The organism is Mesorhizobium sp. M0633, assembly GCF_040320645.1.
In the GTDB taxonomy this organism is placed as follows: domain Bacteria; phylum Pseudomonadota; class Alphaproteobacteria; order Rhizobiales; family Rhizobiaceae; genus Mesorhizobium.
In genome coordinates this window covers 79,690-95,228 of the sequence record NZ_JAMYQC010000016.1, presented here as the reverse complement: position 1 = coordinate 95,228, position 15,539 = coordinate 79,690, and the positions used below count along the sequence as shown (strand labels likewise).

At 60.9% G+C, this 15,539-nt stretch carries 11 protein-coding genes and 6 pseudogenes; 7 read left to right on the top strand and 10 right to left on the bottom strand.

All coding sequences use genetic code 11. The features are described from left to right. Nucleotides 1-87: 87 nt before the first annotated feature. From NKI47_RS18390 to NKI47_RS18375, 4 genes and pseudogenes are all read right to left on the bottom strand, one after another. Nucleotides 88-204: pseudogene (locus NKI47_RS18390) on the bottom strand (IS110 family transposase); the annotation flags it as partial. Continuing rightward, nucleotides 198-488, bottom strand: a pseudogene (locus tag NKI47_RS18385) (ATP-binding cassette domain-containing protein); the annotation flags it as partial. The pseudogenes NKI47_RS18390 and NKI47_RS18385, both read right to left, overlap by 7 nt. Before the next feature lie 309 nt (nucleotides 489-797). After that, complete coding sequence (locus NKI47_RS18380; protein ID WP_352592291.1) at nucleotides 798-1,736, bottom strand: TniB family NTP-binding protein; 939 nt, start codon at nucleotides 1,734-1,736, stop codon at nucleotides 798-800. 6 nt (nucleotides 1,737-1,742) lie between these two features. Further along, the gene (locus NKI47_RS18375; protein ID WP_352592288.1) at nucleotides 1,743-3,263 is read right to left on the bottom strand and encodes a TnsB C-terminal domain-containing protein; all 1,521 of its coding nucleotides are present in this window, start codon (nucleotides 3,261-3,263) and stop codon (nucleotides 1,743-1,745) included. A gap of 241 nt (nucleotides 3,264-3,504) precedes the next feature. On the opposite strand from NKI47_RS18375, the pseudogene NKI47_RS18370 reads away from it, so the two are divergent. The 3 genes and pseudogenes from NKI47_RS18370 to NKI47_RS18360 form a co-directional block, all read left to right on the top strand. Further along, nucleotides 3,505-3,626 (top strand): annotated as a pseudogene (locus tag NKI47_RS18370) (biotin synthase BioB); the annotation flags it as partial. 81 nt (nucleotides 3,627-3,707) lie between these two features. Next, nucleotides 3,708-4,094: a hypothetical protein gene (locus NKI47_RS18365; protein ID WP_352592285.1), complete on the top strand. Its 387-nt coding sequence runs from the start codon at nucleotides 3,708-3,710 to the stop codon at nucleotides 4,092-4,094. After that, a complete protein-coding gene (locus NKI47_RS18360) occupies nucleotides 4,091-4,615 on the top strand; it encodes an RES family NAD+ phosphorylase (protein ID WP_352592282.1) in 525 nt (174 codons plus the stop codon). Before NKI47_RS18365 ends, NKI47_RS18360 begins: the two co-directional genes overlap by 4 nt. A 50-nt stretch (nucleotides 4,616-4,665) precedes the next feature. Here the strand turns inward: NKI47_RS18360 and scpB are convergent, their stop codons facing one another. Next, entirely contained in the window at nucleotides 4,666-5,358 is a 693-nt protein-coding gene (gene scpB / locus NKI47_RS18355; RefSeq protein WP_352592279.1) for an SMC-Scp complex subunit ScpB, read from the bottom strand. A 2-nt stretch (nucleotides 5,359-5,360) separates the two neighbouring features. Then, nucleotides 5,361-6,317: pseudogene (locus NKI47_RS35150) on the bottom strand (DUF1403 family protein). Nucleotides 6,318-6,656: 339 nt separating this feature from the next. On the opposite strand from NKI47_RS35150, the pseudogene NKI47_RS18340 reads away from it, so the two are divergent. Further along, nucleotides 6,657-6,851, top strand: a pseudogene (locus NKI47_RS18340) (cold-shock protein); the annotation flags it as partial. A 31-nt stretch (nucleotides 6,852-6,882) separates the two neighbouring features. Here the strand turns inward: NKI47_RS18340 and NKI47_RS18335 are convergent. Together NKI47_RS18335 and NKI47_RS35145 are read right to left on the bottom strand one after the other, a co-directional pair. Continuing rightward, nucleotides 6,883-7,245, bottom strand: coding sequence for a hypothetical protein (locus NKI47_RS18335; RefSeq protein ID WP_352592273.1), 363 nt, complete (start codon nucleotides 7,243-7,245; stop codon nucleotides 6,883-6,885). Nucleotides 7,246-8,175: 930 nt separating this feature from the next. Continuing rightward, nucleotides 8,176-8,375 (bottom strand): annotated as a pseudogene (locus tag NKI47_RS35145) (tyrosine-type recombinase/integrase); the annotation flags it as partial. An 859-nt stretch (nucleotides 8,376-9,234) separates the two neighbouring features. Between NKI47_RS35145 and repA the strand changes: the two are divergent. From repA to repC, 3 genes are all read left to right on the top strand, one after another. Continuing rightward, nucleotides 9,235-10,437 (top strand): plasmid partitioning protein RepA, encoded by a 1,203-nt coding sequence (repA, locus tag NKI47_RS18330; RefSeq protein WP_199645937.1) that lies wholly within the window; start codon nucleotides 9,235-9,237, stop codon nucleotides 10,435-10,437. 2 nt (nucleotides 10,438-10,439) lie between these two features. Further along, entirely contained in the window at nucleotides 10,440-11,450 is a 1,011-nt protein-coding gene (repB, locus tag NKI47_RS18325) for a plasmid partitioning protein RepB (protein WP_352592270.1), read from the top strand. Between the two features lie 166 nt (nucleotides 11,451-11,616). Continuing rightward, nucleotides 11,617-12,822, top strand: coding sequence for a plasmid replication protein RepC (gene repC / locus NKI47_RS18320; RefSeq protein WP_352592268.1), 1,206 nt, complete (start codon nucleotides 11,617-11,619; stop codon nucleotides 12,820-12,822). A gap of 224 nt (nucleotides 12,823-13,046) precedes the next feature. Here repC and NKI47_RS18315 read toward each other — a convergent pair whose 3' ends face one another. Together NKI47_RS18315 and NKI47_RS18310 are read right to left on the bottom strand one after the other, a co-directional pair. Continuing rightward, on the bottom strand, nucleotides 13,047-14,213 hold the full coding sequence (locus NKI47_RS18315; protein WP_352592265.1) for an ATP-binding protein: 1,167 nt from the start codon (nucleotides 14,211-14,213) through the stop codon (nucleotides 13,047-13,049). A 191-nt stretch (nucleotides 14,214-14,404) separates the two neighbouring features. Beyond that, complete coding sequence (locus tag NKI47_RS18310) at nucleotides 14,405-15,520, bottom strand: tyrosine-type recombinase/integrase (RefSeq protein WP_352592262.1); 1,116 nt, start codon at nucleotides 15,518-15,520, stop codon at nucleotides 14,405-14,407. Nucleotides 15,521-15,539 lie beyond the last annotated feature (19 nt).

The window sequence follows — 15,539 nt, the reverse complement described above, 5'->3', positions numbered from 1 at the left end:
AGCCCGCTTTTTTGCACAGGGCTTACGGCATGTTGATCAACTGTTTCGTCATCGCTATTCGCGAGCCTTGCAATCGAGCCAGAAGCGTTAGGCGAATGCAGGATCCCTGCGTTCGTAGAGCGCTCCCGGCTTGGTCAGAACAACCCAGACAATACGCGCCATCTTGGCGGCGAGTGCGACAACGGCCTTGTTCGGGGGCGTGCGTAAGCACCTTCAGTTGCCAGCAGATCAGCATGCCTCCCCTCCTCAATAAGCTGTCCCTTGTCGAAGACCACGATCTTGTCGGCCCTACGAATGGTGCTGAGTCGATGAGCGATGACGATTATGGTGTTACCGGCCCGACGAAGATCTTCAATGATTCGCAGGACAAACCCCTCGGCTATCGAGTCGAGAGAGGAGGTCGCTTCGTCGAGGATCAGGATCTCCGGATCCCGGTACAGAGCCCGAGCCAACGCAAGCTGCTGCTTCTCGCCGCCGGAGAGGCGTATGTCGCACTGCACTTAAATGTGAGATTGCGCCCAGCTCGCTCAACCGCTGCACCTAATCATGAGATTCAATGGCCCTGAGTCTCAATTCACCTGCAGCGACTGAGAGTTTGGTTGAAACCGATATGCCGGCGTCGATCGCAGCGAACCGCGTATAGTAAGCCCCCAAGCGTTTGGCGCTTGAGTCCGGAGACGTACGTCGGACCAGCCTGATAGACGATTGAGACACCAGCGAGCAGCGCCATGCGGAGCCCAATAGGCAAGATCGGTCTTGCAATCGTAGGTCTTGGGAGTCTCTGTTCGGCTACAAGCTCATCGAAACCCGGAACGACGGCGCCAAGGATGGTGCAGCGGCCTATCGATGGGTGATGGCGGACTGGCTTCGGGCATCGTCTGATGAGGAGTAAACGGACGATATCGATTGGCGACACCCAACCGACAGATGCTCCCGTCAGCGACTGATCGATGAGCCGCTCGCCCTGGACGGCAACTACCCAAAGATCCTCGAATGGCAAGGACGTGCTTGCGAGGGCAGATGACCCCTCCCTCGTCTCTTGCTGCCGTTGCCTGCAAACGGGACAGGTTATACGCCAACCCTCGGTCCAGCTTCGCTGTACCGCAGTTGCGGCCGGTCAGCTCGCCGAATCGGCGGGCAAGCTGTACGTAGCCACTTATCGCTTCGCGGGCTTCAATTACGCCGAAGCAAACGAGGGAGATCTGAAGCCGATTGCTGAGAAATCGCAGCGTGTTCAGCACGACCCGCTGCTCGCGGTACGAGCCGGCGAGAATGTTATGTACTTCATCGATCACCAGGACCTGGACGCCAACCGTTTTCAGAAGCCGCAACGCCGCCTGCTCCATCTGCACGATGTCGGCGCGGGGTGCCTGTGGCGCGCCAAGTGCAGCCAGGATCTCGGCATATAGACGGCGCTCACCTGGCTTCCCCGTCATCTCGATGGCCAGAACCGGCATAGCCTGAACGCCGGTCGTCGGATCAAAGCGGGAGGGGTTATTGTCGCAGAATTTTTCCATGATCATCGTCTTGCCCATGCCACTGTCGCCGTAGATGGCGACCGAGGGCATGCGCGTGCCGCGCGGATGGCCGACCAGCAGGTTGAGACGATCGAGTGCCTGCTTGGCGCGCGGATAAAAAATCCATCGGCGAGCCTGAAGCGCGCGAACTCGGACAATATCGGGCTCGCCGAGGAGGTCTTTGGCCGCCTGCGTCAGATGGACGTTATCCGTGCTCAAAGGGGCTCAATCCAAATCTTCGACGGAGGGAACAGGTTTGCTTGAATCGACGCCACGAAGCGAGCCCACTTCATCGTCATCCACATTCGTTTTCGCAAGCCGGCGCCCTTGTGTCTTGTTTTTCGCCTGCTCGATCAGTTCGCGCTGCGAGAGCGCAGTGCGAATAAGGACGTGCATGTCAATTTCGCGTTTGCCCTGAGCGTTAAGTTTGCGTCGGGCAGCCTGCGCCTCCCACAACGTAATGGGCGCGAGTGTCACATCGGCATAGCGAGCCTCAACAAAGCTGCCTGAGGACCGCTTAACAAAGATGCGCGACAGATCGCGGGGATCGTATTTCACAATCAGGCGGGCCTTGGTTCGTCCAATATCGGCGGCCAGGGCGGGCGACCAGTAGCGGATGTTGAAAAGATGGATGCCGGTCGGGCGCAACGTTCTCTCTGCCTCCGGCAGGAAGGAGATCCAGAACTGCATACGATCGTTCGGCAGGCGCAACACCAACTCACTCTCCTGCTGTCGCCAGACCGCAATCGGTGGCCGACGGAGTGCGCCATGGATAGCATGATGGTATTGCCCAACGATCTCGAGTGCGATGTAGCGCTCAAGCTCTCGAAGCGTCAGTGTCGCATGGCGTTTGGCATCATACTGGCGCCGTTCCTCGATGTTGCTTGAGGTCGATCCTGGCAGCAGATGAACCGCGCCCATCTGCGTGCCGATCAACCGTTCGATGTGGCCGCCGAAATGAGGCGTCCCCGGCGGACGCCAATCGATCTTTATGCCGTTGTCCCGGCAAGCACGTTCGAATGCATGACTTCGAAAGTCCGCGCCGTTGTCGACATGTATCGTTCCCGGCAAACCGGCCACTGGCCACGCTTCATGGATACCCCTCTCCTGCAACCATTGGGTTTTGTCGAATACTGAGTGCAGTATGCATAGGCTTGTCGATAATCGCGACGGCGCCTCCATGGTCAGATAGAGGCCCGTCACCATCCGAGAAAAGATGTCCAACGCAAGTGTCAGCCAGGGCCGTCCGAGCGGCAGACGCGTTTCTTCGTCGACAACGAATACGTCAACTTTGGTATGATCGATTTGCACAAATTCGAGCGGCCGCGACGCCGAAAGGGCACCTGGCGTGGCCGTTGTAGCTTTGACGACCTCGCTCTCGCCGCGCTTACGCCCCCTCACCCGTAGATCGACTTCTTCAACCCGGGATTTGATGGTGCGCCAGTTTGGTGGAGCAAGGCCGGCCGCTGCGCAGGCGATTTGGACCTGGCGAACCAACTGCGCGAAGGACGGGCGTGTCGGCTTGAGATAAAAGCCTTCAATCGTTCGTCGCACGAGAGCTTCTCGATCTTTGTCGAGGGCACGATGTCCCTGGCGCCGACCGCGCTTGCGGTCCATCAGCGAACTTACAGTGCCACCTGCTCGAAACAGCTTGATCATCCTGTAGAGAGTGGCCCGGCTCAGGTCCAGTTCCCACGCCAGATCCGCTACAGCCTGACCGCTCAGGCTTTTTGGATAGCGCTCCACGAGCTTGCGGATTGCCTCTTCGCGCCGGCACGCCTCGTTCCAACGGGTTCGCTCCCCGTACCTCGACTACCGCGAGCTTTGACCTTCGGTGCTGACCATCGGCCGTCGATCGGCCTCTTCTCGACGCGGGCCGTCAGGTTCAAGGCGCTTACGCCGCCACAACGCAAGGAAACAGCATGGAAAAGCACACAGCGATTTCGAAAAGACCATGCCTGACGCTCAATCCTTCGACGGCCGCCGGATGTGGACCCTGCAAGAGGCTCGGGCGCTGCATGAACGCGCCTTTCAATGGCGCAAACCGTTCACCGCCAGAATTTCAATCCGAACAAGGTCCAGCTCAGCCGGCTTCTCAGCATCAAGACGCGCAGCGCCAGCAGAATTATGTTCACTTGCTAAGCGTTAGAATGTGCATATATTGTGCGGAAGAGAGGTCGGAGATATGTCATGACCCACGCACAGCTCGCACAGTCAAAGATGGTCTCAGGCTTTGTCGACAGCCTGCAGGAGCCGCGCACGCCCTATATCTCGCCAAAGCGCCTGTCGCAGGCGCTTGGCGTGAAGGTGGCCAACCTGGCGCAGTTGACCGGTGTCCACCGCAACACGCTCCGTAACCCGTCATCGGAGCGCCTGCAGGGCCGGATGCGCGAGATGGTCAAGGTGATTTCGGCCGCGACAGAGCTCACCGGCGATATCGACAAGGCGATCTACTGGTATCGCAACGAGCCGATCGCCGACTATGGCCATCGCACGGCTGCCGAGCTCGTTGCGGACGGCCAGGTCGAGGCGGTTCTGGCCTTCATCCGGGATCTTGAGAACGGGGCGCGCGGGTGAAGATCACCCGCGTCGGGCCGGACGAGATCTTCTATCGCTATCTTACACCCAAATGGGCTTTTTTGCCTACCAGTGGTGCAGGCGCGGCGATTGACGGCGGGCGTTTCAACCGGCCAGGCGTCGAAGCGCTCTATCTGTCCCGTTCAACCCAGACGGCGCTCGATGAATACAGGCAGGGTACGAGCATCGTCCCACCAGCCACCCTTGCCGCTTACAAGATCACGCTCGCCGAGGTGGCCGACCTTTCGCAGGGATTCGACCCGAATGCATGGGATAGTGCTTGGAAGGAATGGGATTGTGCCTGGCGCCAGATGGCACGCATCGACAAGAAGATCCCGCCATCGTGGAAGCTTGCGGACTTGGTCATCACCGCCGGGCTTCGCGGCATCCTGTTCCCGTCGCTGCGTCACGCCGGCGGCACCAATCTGGTGATCTTTCCGGCCAATCTTGTCGACGGCGATCATGTCGCGGTTCACGATCCCGATGACCGGCTCCCGCACGACCAGTCTTCCTGGTCCTGAGTCAGCGACCGTCTCTGTGGTCGCAATGCGACAACGCGTGCTCACGACACCTAGTCCTCAACGACATCGTCCTCGCCCTCCCCGCTTGCCAGCCCGGCCGGAATATCGCCGGCCAGCATCTTCTCCTTCGACAGCAGGCCTGCATCCTCGAGCGCCTCGAAATCCGGCAGCTGCCGCAGCGTGTCGAGCCCGAACTGCGACAGGAAGGTTTTCGTCGTCACATAGGTGTACGGCGCGCCCGGCTGCGGTGAGCGTGGCCCCGAGGCGATCAGCTCCTGCGCGCGCAGCACACCGATCAGATCGCGCGACACCTCCTTGCCGAAGAAGGACGACAGTTCGCCACGCGCGATCGGTTGGAAATAGGCAATGCACATCAGCACAAGCGCCTCCGATTGCGTCAGGTCTTTTGTCCCCTCGCCCGCCGCGGTGCCGAACGCGGCGTGGATGGCGTCGCCAAAGGCTTTCTTGGTCCGGTGCTGCCAGCCGCCGGCGACCGAGACCAGCTCGTAGGGACGACTGGCGAGCTCTGCGCGGATGTCGTCGATGACTAGGTCGAGATTGCAGTTCTTGCCGACGACGCGCGCCAGCATCTCGCGCGGCACGGGTTCGCTCGCAGCAAAGATGACAGCTTCGACGCGGCCCATCCATTCACGCCAGCGCAGTTCGGCCGGCAAGTGCTCGAGCTCGGTGTCCAGCAAGGCAGGCTGATCGTTTGCCTTGCGGCGGGCGAAGGCTTCGTTCATTGCTAGAGCCCAAACAGCCGGAAGCTGGTGCGGCCAGAGAGCTCGCGCGCGGCATCCAATTGCTGCAGTCGCTCGAACAGGCGCCGTGCGGCAAAACGCGACAGGTTTTTCGGCGTCAGCGAGCCTGAGATCGCGTCTTCATTCAGCAGCAAAAAAATCACGTCGCCGGCACCCTTGGCGCGCAGTTTTGGCGCGACGGCGAGGAGCTTCTCGGCGCGGCGCGAGAGCTCGCCGGCCAACCGACAGGCATCGGCCGCCGCATGAACCAGCGTGACGCAGACCGCCCGCTCAAAATCCTTCTCTCCCGAACGGATCCGCTTGCCGCCGCCGCCCTCGGACCGAAACGCCGGGCCAAAGGCCTGCGCCATGATGAGCGGCAGCGGTCGCGGCCAGCGCAGGCTTTGCGCCAGCACCAGGTCGGCCAGCCACCAGGCCAACAGCTCGGAGTCAGGCCGCGTCGTCACAACGTGCGCGGCAATCGCCGCAGCCGCGAACGGCGCTGGCCGGCCGCCGCTGACCCTTTTCGTCGATCGCCGCGCACAGGTCGGCGAGAGCCTCGTCATCCCAGGCGAGCCCGAGCAGCTCGGCCACTTTCGCTAGACGTTCGGTACTGGCGGCGGGTGGCTGTAGCGCCAGTTGCCGCCAGGCGTCAAAGACGGCGCCGGCGGGACCGGGATCGACGCCGACCGGGCGCAGGTGCCAGGCGTCGCGCAAGGCGGCCGCGTCCTCGGCGCGGCCGGCGAGCCGCATCGAGGCGGCGGCGCAGTTGAGCGCCAACCGCTGCCGCCAGGCGCCGGCCCAGCTGGCTTGCGCGCGGGCAAGCACGTCGAGCGAAGCCAAGGCAGCGCCGGCGTGAAAGGCGGCGTCGGCCTCATGCAGCGCGCCGCCGGCAGCTAGCGCCCAAGGCGGACGGTGGGCGGCGCAGACGTGCTGGCGGTCGCGGGATCGAGGCGAATCATGCTTTCGAGGGTAAACTGCCAGTGCGCTTTATGCCATGTTTTTCGCCTGAAAACGCACAGGCTGTCGTCAGCACACAACGAACGATAATGTTGCAGTATCAATCGCTTAACGCTGGTGACCAACCGTCGAATTGTTAGCGTTCTCTCTTGGATTTAGCTGAAGATGTGATTGCCTACGACAAGAATATGCAGCGGCATTCCAGATACTCGATCCCGGTCGGATGGGCTTCTGCAAATTGGCAATGGATGACAGTCGTGAATTTGTTGGCTGCTGATCGTGCTGAAACGGCCGGCGATCGGCAGTCGATTAGTCAGAAAGGGCTTGCATGGCACCGGTAGGTAAAGTGGTTCAATTCCCAAAAAGGTTCTGGTTTCATTCAGTCTGATCAAGTCGGCCCCGATGTGCTCGTGCATGTTTCTGCCGTGGAGTGCGCCGGATTGCGGGGCCTCAATGATGGTCAGAAGATCAGCTATGAACTGGTGCAGGACAAACGTTCTGGAAAGACGTTAGCCGGCGAGCTTCGGACGATTTGATCGAGGCTGACCGGCTATACAGCGGTCGGCTTCATCCCTTCCACATCATCGAGCGAAGAAGAGCCTGCATCTGCTCTGGCACGTCGAGTTCGCCGCGCGCCTCGATCTCCAAAAGGTATCGGGCTTTGGCCAAACGATCGCCTTGGGTGACAGCAGGATAGGCGCAGATAGCCAGCAGCGCCCTCTCCTCCTCTCGGTTGGCATTGTCGTGGTCGCGGCCCCTGCCGCCCACTTCGTGTACGACCTTGCCGAAGGCCGCGTATGCGGTCATGTGCGACTCAATCAATGCTCGCAGTTCGCTTGAGAGATTCTGTTGTGGGTTTGGTGCCTCGGTGGCGTGAGCCACCGCGGTAACCGTCGAGGCGAAGACGGCGCTGCCGGAGTGGAAAAGCACGGCGCGGCGGTTGATCCTGGACGTGGTGATCTCTCCTCTTCATTTCATGGCAAGCCCGATCGGGCGTCGCACCATCAACGACACTTGTTAGCAAGACGCCCAGCACATTCATGTCAGGATGGATAGACCTCCCTCCCCTCCCCGCCCCAAGTAGGAACTGGGGTCGCGACTGGCATGCACGCCCCATTTTTAACGAACTGTTAAGGTTACTGGACCGCACATAGATGGCAATCGCTGGAAAGCACGAAGCGGCGATGAGCAACAAGCGATCAAGGGGCTGAAACGGCCATACATTTCAGTTGTACGTGTGCAACCACTGCCCCCAACCGGTTTGGGTGGTCCAGGGTGGAAGCCCGCGATGGAATGACGGTCAGTATTTTGCAAATTGGCCTAAGCCCGCTTCTGTTGCCAGCGAGAGGTGGTAGGCTGAAGAGTCGGCATTAGATGCCTGCGGATCGACCGTTGTCGAAGGAAATTGGTGGTGGCCAATCGCTTCGAAGCCCAGACTAGGTGCCCTGCGCGTCGTGCGGCGATGAAGGGTACGACGACTACATCGGCGTCGACGTCTTGTCTCGCGAAACCCGCCTGGCGCCCCGGGTGCATCGACTGTGGCCGCTTCACGTCGTAAGATGGTAATGCCAGACCGATGATGCTGCTATGGCTTGGCTGGTTGTACGCGTGCAACTCTCTCGCCCGACGCCCGAACAGCAAATTGGTATGGTGTGGTTTCCCGCGGGCTCTGGGTGGAGACTGGATCATGTGCTCCGTGTGAGTTGCAGGCGGCCCAACAATCACGGGCCCCTGCTCGGCACCGAGAACTGAAGCTCCCTCATCGAAGGCATTCGTCAAACGCTGACCTGCCCAAGGCTTCCGCTCTCGGTTGTGCGGACACAAAGCAAACGTGAACCGCCTTGCCATATTGCCGACCGGATAGATCTGGGCGGTCGATAGGCTCAGCCGCAGGACAGTGCCTGGATGTTGCGGAGGTCGCCGCTGGCGCCGAGGAAATGCGTGGCAAGGAATGGCGCAAGGCGTGCAACCTCGCGGTCTCTGATCGAACGGAGCTTCGCCAGATCGCGTTGGACGATAGCCCGGTTCAGCGGACCGCCGCGGGCGCCGCGAAGTACAGGCCAGTGGGGTCAGTGAGGAGCGGACAGATCCGGCGGCGGATAGCGACCGCGCGCAGCGCGATCAATAGCACGCCACCAGCTGGGTCTTTGCGTGCTTCCGATGAGACGCATCACGGTGGGGCACCGATATGGATCCTGCCGGTCAACCCATTAGCTTCGCCGGCGGACATAGGAGCTAAAGAGCCGCAATAGTTTCACATGTACAACTTTGGTGCCGGAGCGTGCCGAGGTTCATGCTGACTGGAAGTGTGCTCGGGCACCGCGACAGATACCGAGGCCCGGATGCAAATCGAAAATGATTGTGAAGGAGCTCCGACAACGAAGTTGCACACGTACAACGTCGGCTGCAAAACGGTGGCGCCCGTCCAGCAACGCAACCTTGCCGCCCTCGGCCGGATGCGACTGCCTGCGAGAGGCAAGGCGTCGGAAATCCTCGGCGCAACACGTCAATCCTGTGGGCGGTGACGATTTCAACGAGCGACCAGGAGAGGGAGTTGCACACGTACAACCAGCGTAATATAGGCATCACTGTTGTGCCGGCACCCGCGGTTCCGCCTGTAGCCGACGACCACTGGCGGTCTCTTCAAATTGCGATCTATCGGCAGGGGAAGCGGTGCGGCTCCAAATTCCTGCAATGCAGTCGTATGCCGGCCCCGTCCGGGAAATACCTTGGCGACATAGTAGTGCGCGGCTTTGATTCTTTGCAATTTGCAAGCGGACGAGGACTCGCTTAGCGGCTTGGCAGCGTTAACCTTTCATTAACCAAAAAGAGTTTGTCGACCATCCAGAATCAGTCCATCTTGATCAGCGCATTTCTGTCGCCTCTTGGCCAAAATGCGCAGATCAGGAGAGGCCGGTGTTGGACAAGGTCAGCCAAAGCAGTCCCGCGGGCGAAAGCCTTCGCGAACTCATCGCCACGGATGCTGCGGAACTGTCAAGGCAGTTGCAGGCGCATCAGGCAAGAACATTCCCCCCGACGTCGCAGAAGGGCATACGCCTATTCACGCCGGGGGAGGCCGCTGACTTCATCGGCATCCATGAGGGCTATCTTCGCCAGATCGTCGCCGAGGGGCATGGTCCGCAGCCACAGCCAAACGGACGGCGGCTCTATTCCGTGGGGGATATTGACCGGCTCCGCCAGGTGCTCGACGAGGCGAACTCGAAGGCGCCTGGAAAATACATTCGACATCGCAGGGCAGGGGAGAAGCTTCAGATTCTCTCTGTCATGAATTTCAAGGGCGGCAGCGCCAAGACGACGACGGCTGCCCATCTCGCGCAGTTCCTGTCCCTGCGCGGCTACCGGGTGCTCGCCATCGACCTTGATCCGCAGGCCAGTCTATCGGCCATGTTTGGCCACCAGCCTGAGCTGGATGTTGGCCCCAACGAGACCATCTACGGGGCGATCCGTTACGACGAGGATTGTCGCAGCATTCTGGAAATCGTGCGCTCGACCTATACGCCCAACCTGCACCTCATCCCGGGCAATCTAGAACTGATGGAGTTCGAGCACGAGACGCCGAAGGTGTTGTCCAGCCGGCAGCCTGGCACGATGTTCTTCGCTCGCCTCGGTGAATGCCTGGCCGAGATCGAAAGCGCGTATGACGTCGTCGTCATCGACTGCCCGCCGCAACTTGGCTTCCTGACGCTGTCGGCCTTGTGCTCCGCCACGGCCGTCATCATCACCGTGCACCCACAGATGCTCGACGTCATGTCGATGTCTCAGTTCCTGCTCATGACCTCGGACTTACTCTCGGTCGTGGAGAACGCCGGCGGCAACACCGACTATGATTGGATGCGTTATCTGGTCACGCGGTTCGAGCCGAACGATGGTCCGCAAAGCCAGATGGCCGGGTTCATGCGCTCGATCTTCGGCAATCGCGTGCTCGAAAACGCCATGCTCAAGTCCACGGCGATCTCCGATGCTGGGCTGACCAAGCAGACCCTTTACGAGGTCGAGCGCGGGCAATTCACGCGCGGGACATACGACCGTGCGCTTGAGAGCCTGACCCTCGTCAACGGCGAGATCGAGGAACTGATCCGCAAGACCTGGGGGCGTAAATAGCAATGGCCCGCAAGAACCTATTCGAAGTCTCGGAACCGACCGGCGAGCAAACTCCGCCTGACGCCGCCAGGACGGCACTGGTGAGGCCACTGATGGGGCTGGATCGGCCGCTCAAGCCGGGCAGGCCGGTCGGCGCCATCTCGCAATCGCTCGAGAACATCAATTCGCGCGCTCAGCGGGCCGAGGAGATCGAGCGCAAGCTGTCGGAAGGGCAGGCGGTCGTTGAGCTCGAGCCCAGTCTCATCGACCAGTCCATCGTGGTCGATCGACTGGGCGTGAGCGACGAAAGACGAGCGGCCCTCGTCGACCAGATCCGCGAGCATGGACAACAGGTGCCCATCCTGGTGCGCCCGCATCCTGAAAACGATGCTCGCTACCAGGTCGCCTACGGGCATCGGAGACTGGCTGCGGTCAGTCAGCTCGGCCGCATGGTCCGCGCTGTCGTCAGGGACCTGACCGACGAGCAGCTCGTCGTCAGCCAGGGGCAGGAAAACAACAGTCGCAGTGACCTTTCCTACGTCGAGCGCTGCTATTTTGCGGCCAAGCTCGAGGCCAAGGGCTTTTCGCGAGACATCATCATGGCCTCGCTTGGCGTCGACAAGGCGGCGCTGTCCAGGATGATTGCGCTGGTCGCGCGCCTGCCGGCCGAGATTATCGAGGCGATCGGCACCGCGGAATCCGTTGGGCGTCAGAAATGGGCCGAGCTTGCCGATCTGCTCGAGGAAAAGGGCAAGCGGGCCAAGGCGCTTAAGGCCATCCAGGATCCTGAATTCGCGGCGCGCACGAGTGATGAGCGTTTTCAGGCCATTCACGACCTCGTCAAGACCGCGGCAAAGAAGCCGGAGCGGACGGTGTGGACCGCCGCCAACGGATCTCGCCTGGTCAACATCAGCGACAGCGAAACGAAGATGACCTTCGCTTTCGACAAGCGCATCGAACCGGAATTCGCAAGCTTCGTGCGGGAGCGCCTGCAAACGCTCTATGACGAGTTCCGCCAAAAGATAACGGACTAAGGAGCACTTAACCGCAAAAGAAAAAGGCCCCCGAACGTCACCGTAGCGGAAGCCCTTCTCGTATCTAGACAATCCGAGAATCTCATTTCCGCGAATCAGTGTCAAGAGTTTTAAGCGTCGATTCGGCGGACGGATTTCTTTTGCCTAATTGAAGGCGAAGGAAGAAATGGAGACGGGTATTGCAACGACGCCCTTTGGGCGGCGGCCGATGTCGCTTGCCATGCTGGCAGCGCAAAACGAGTCAGGTGAGATCCCCAAGGACAGGGTCGTCGACAAGTGGCAGATCTATCGCAACCTCTGCGAGGGCAAGAGCATCGTCGGCATCGGCGATCGCGCTCTGGCCGTCCTGAATGCGTTGCTATCATTCTATCCTGACAGTGATCTGTGTGAGGAAAACGGACTCATCGTCTTTCCCTCTAACGCACAGCTGTCCCTCAGGGCGCACGGAATGCCTGATACCACTGTTAGGCGACACCTGGCGGCCCTAGTGGACCTCGCGCTGATCATCCGCCGGGACAGCCCGAACGGCAAGCGTTATGCGCGGAAGGGCCGGGGAGGGGAGATCGAGGAAGCATTTGGCTTCTCACTGGCGCCGCTGCTCGCCCGTGCTTGCGAGTTCGAGGCGGCGGCTGAGCGTGTTCGCGCCGACAACAGGGCGCTCAGGCTTATGCGCGAGCGGATCACCTTGCACCGCCGCGACATCCACAAGCTGATCGAGGCGGCCGTTGAGGAAGATGTGCCAGGCGACTGGGGAGGCCTGTGGAAGCGTTTCCGCGGCGTTGTGGAGGGAATTCCGCGCCGAGCTTGCATTGCCGACCTTGAACGTATCGTGGCCGATCTAGCCGTGTTGCGTGACGAAGTGGATAAGCTGCTGGAAATTCATATGAAATCCACGAATCTGAGCGGCAATGACTCCCAAAGCGAGCGGCAGCAATCTAATTCAAATACCGACTCTATTTTTGAATTTGAACCTGCTTTGGAGAAAAGCGGGTCGACGGCCCAGCCAAGGACGAGGACCGCAGAGCCCTCGAAAACATATCCGCTGGGGATTGTGCTGAAGGCCTGCCCTGAAATTGCGGATTACGCCGTCGACGGGATCGGCAACTGGCGCGATTTAATGGTCACGGCGGCCCAGGTGCGCGGTTACCTAGGCGTGTCGCCTTCCGCATACGAGGACGCCTGCCATGCGATGGGGCAGGAAACCGCGGCAATGGTGATCGCCTGCATTCTGCAGCGGGCACAGCACATCAATTCCGCGGGCGGATATCTGCGCGTTCTCACCGATAAGGCCAGGGCAGGGCAGTTTTCGGTCGGGCCGATGCTGATGGCCGCCTTGAAGGCCAATGGGTCGGTATCAAGGATGACGGGATGACGGTCGCCGATCGCGCAGTTTTATCGCTTTGCGCCTAGTTCAAGCGAGAGAGTGCGGCCTTGTCGATCGTCGGCGCCGCAGACCGAGCATATTTCAAAGTCGGCGGGCTATCTGCGCGGCCTGACCAACAAGGCCAGGGCAGGGCAGTTTTCCATCAGTCCTGTTCTCATGCGTCTGCGCAAGAAAAGCCGATCGGGCGAGGTGATGAGGCGCTGCCGCAGTCGTCACCGCAGTTCCAGAATGTCCTTGCCGATGACCGTCAATGGCAAGACCTCCACGCCGTTCTTCAGCGGAAAGGACTGAATGCCCGGATAGACGACGATGCGCCGCTCTGGATTAAGATCTTCACAGGCCTCATGGAAGCCTCTTTCGACTTTAGGGGTCAGGCTCCGCTTGACCTCAATTGCCCAGGGACGCCGTCCGGGAAAAGTGAGAAGGAGATCGATCTCAGCGCCGGCGGCTGTCCGGTAGAAATTGCTCTGAGACCCTTGCGGTGCCATCGCGATGAGCGATTCGATGACGAAACCCTCCCAACTCGCACCAGCGACGGGATGACCGAGTACATCTTCCTGCGAGGCGAGGCCGAGCAGCGTATGGGTGATGCCGCTGTCGCGGACATAAATGCGCGGCGATTTGACCAGCCGCTTGCCGACATTGGCGTGCCAAGGCTTCAGCCTGCGCACCAATAGGAGGTCGACCAACAAGTCGAGATACGAGGCGGCCGTCTTGCCGTCTACACCGAGAGCGCGTGCGAATGCCGCCGCATTAAGGAGGCTGGACTGTTGATGCGCTAGCATGGTCCAGAATCGGCGCAGCGTTTCGGCAGGAATACGGGGACCCAGCAGAGGAATGTCGCGCTCCAGATAGGTTCGGATAAAGTCCTGTCTCCAGCGTTGGCTGGCGCGGTCACTGGCGGCGAGAAAACTGTCGGGAAAACCGCCGCGCACCCACAGGGAACTGATGTCGTCGGCAGGCAATTCGAGACCATCGATTGGGTGCATTTCGAGATAGGCGATGCGGCCTGCCAGCGTCTCGCCGGACTGCTTGAGAAGATCGATCGATGCGGACCCGAGCAGCAGGAAACGGCCGGCTTTTTGTCCGCTACGGCGGCCGCGGTCTATGAGTCCACGCAGGTTCTGGAATAGCCCTGGCAGCCGATGGACCTCGTCGAGAATTACCAGCTTGTCCTGGTGCTCGGCGAGATAGAGCTCCGGCTCAGCAAGTCTGGCGCGGTCTGCATCGGACTCGAGGTCGAGATAAATCGAGGGGCGCCGTTCGCCTACGGCGAGCGCAAGCGTCGTCTTGCCGACTTGCCGCGGTCCGATGAGTGCGACGGCGGGCATGCTGTCGAGCAGTTCATTGAGGTCGGCTGTTATGCGGCGCTCGATCATCCTTGCATTTATGGAGTATGATTCCAGAATTGCAAGGATAAAGGATGGCTTAAACCACCAAAAGATCGTGTCGCCGGCAACTTGCACGGCTGTCGGTTTTACTTCCTGATTTCAATTGAAACGCTAAGGTGAAAATCCTGCCCTCCTGGATCGCCAAGCGACGGCCTGAAATGGGGGAGGGAGGGGGCTTTTCAGAGCCCTGACGCCCTGGTGAGGTTGGTCCGGAACCGATCGCGCCGGCGCTGGTATTTGCGGGTCATCTCGGCCGAGGCATGTCCGAGCTGCTTCTGCACGTAGCGTTCTTCAATCTCGGCCGACGAGGCGAGACCTGAACGCAGCGAGTGCCCGGCAAACAGGAGTACCCGTTCTGCATCCGGCAGATCGGCGCGAACGCCGGCGGCGAGCGCGGTCTGCTTGACCAGGCGGGCAACGTGCTTGTCGGAGAGCCGCTCGACGTCGACGGTCTTGTTGTCCTTGAAGATGCGCCGGAAGAGGGGGCCGCGAGCGATGCGGCCGTACCTGATCCAGGTTTCCAGAGCGACGACCGGGCATGTCTGGTCGGAGGTGCCGCGGCCAACTTCGACCTCTCGCCAGCGATTGCCTTTGCCTCGGAGCGTGACGAGCACGCCCTTGCCCGGAAAAATCTCGATCCAGCCGGCGCCGTCGCTCTTGTCGTCGCGGGCGACGTCGAGGCCGACGATTTCCGAACGCCGCAGGCCGCCGGCGAAGCCGAGGAGCAGGATGGCGCGGTCCCGGAGGCCTCTCAAACCATGATCCAGCGTTGCGACCATGGCCAACAGATCCTCGCCGAGCACGGCCTCCTTCTGGCGCGGCGGCTTTGCGTGCTTGCGACGGATGCCGGCGAGCACGGTGGAAATATGCCGATCGGCGCGATCCATCGGCTGGCCGCGCTGGGTAAAGTTCCAGGCGAGGCCGGACAGGCGCCGCTCGATCGTTGAAACGGAGAGCGCCGGGGCGCCGAGCTTCGGCCCGCCGGCCGCGCACGCGCTGATATAAAGCCCGATCACCTTCGAGTCCGGGGGCAGGGGATCGAAGCCGTTGCGCCGGCACCAGGACGAAAAATGCCGCCAGTCCTTGGCGTAGGCGTCTCGCGTGTTTTCCGAGCTGGCGGCCTTGGCATAGCCTGTCGCGGTCTCGACCAGCGCTTCCAGGCGCGTCGGCGCCCGTGGGGCGGGCGGCGAAGAGCCCATATCCATCACCAGATCGACGATGTCGGGCAGCTCGCGGTCGAGCGGGTCGTCGGCGGGAACGTCGCTTTCGGTGGGTTTCGGCGGGGGAGATTCCATGATTTGCAAGCCTATCCGC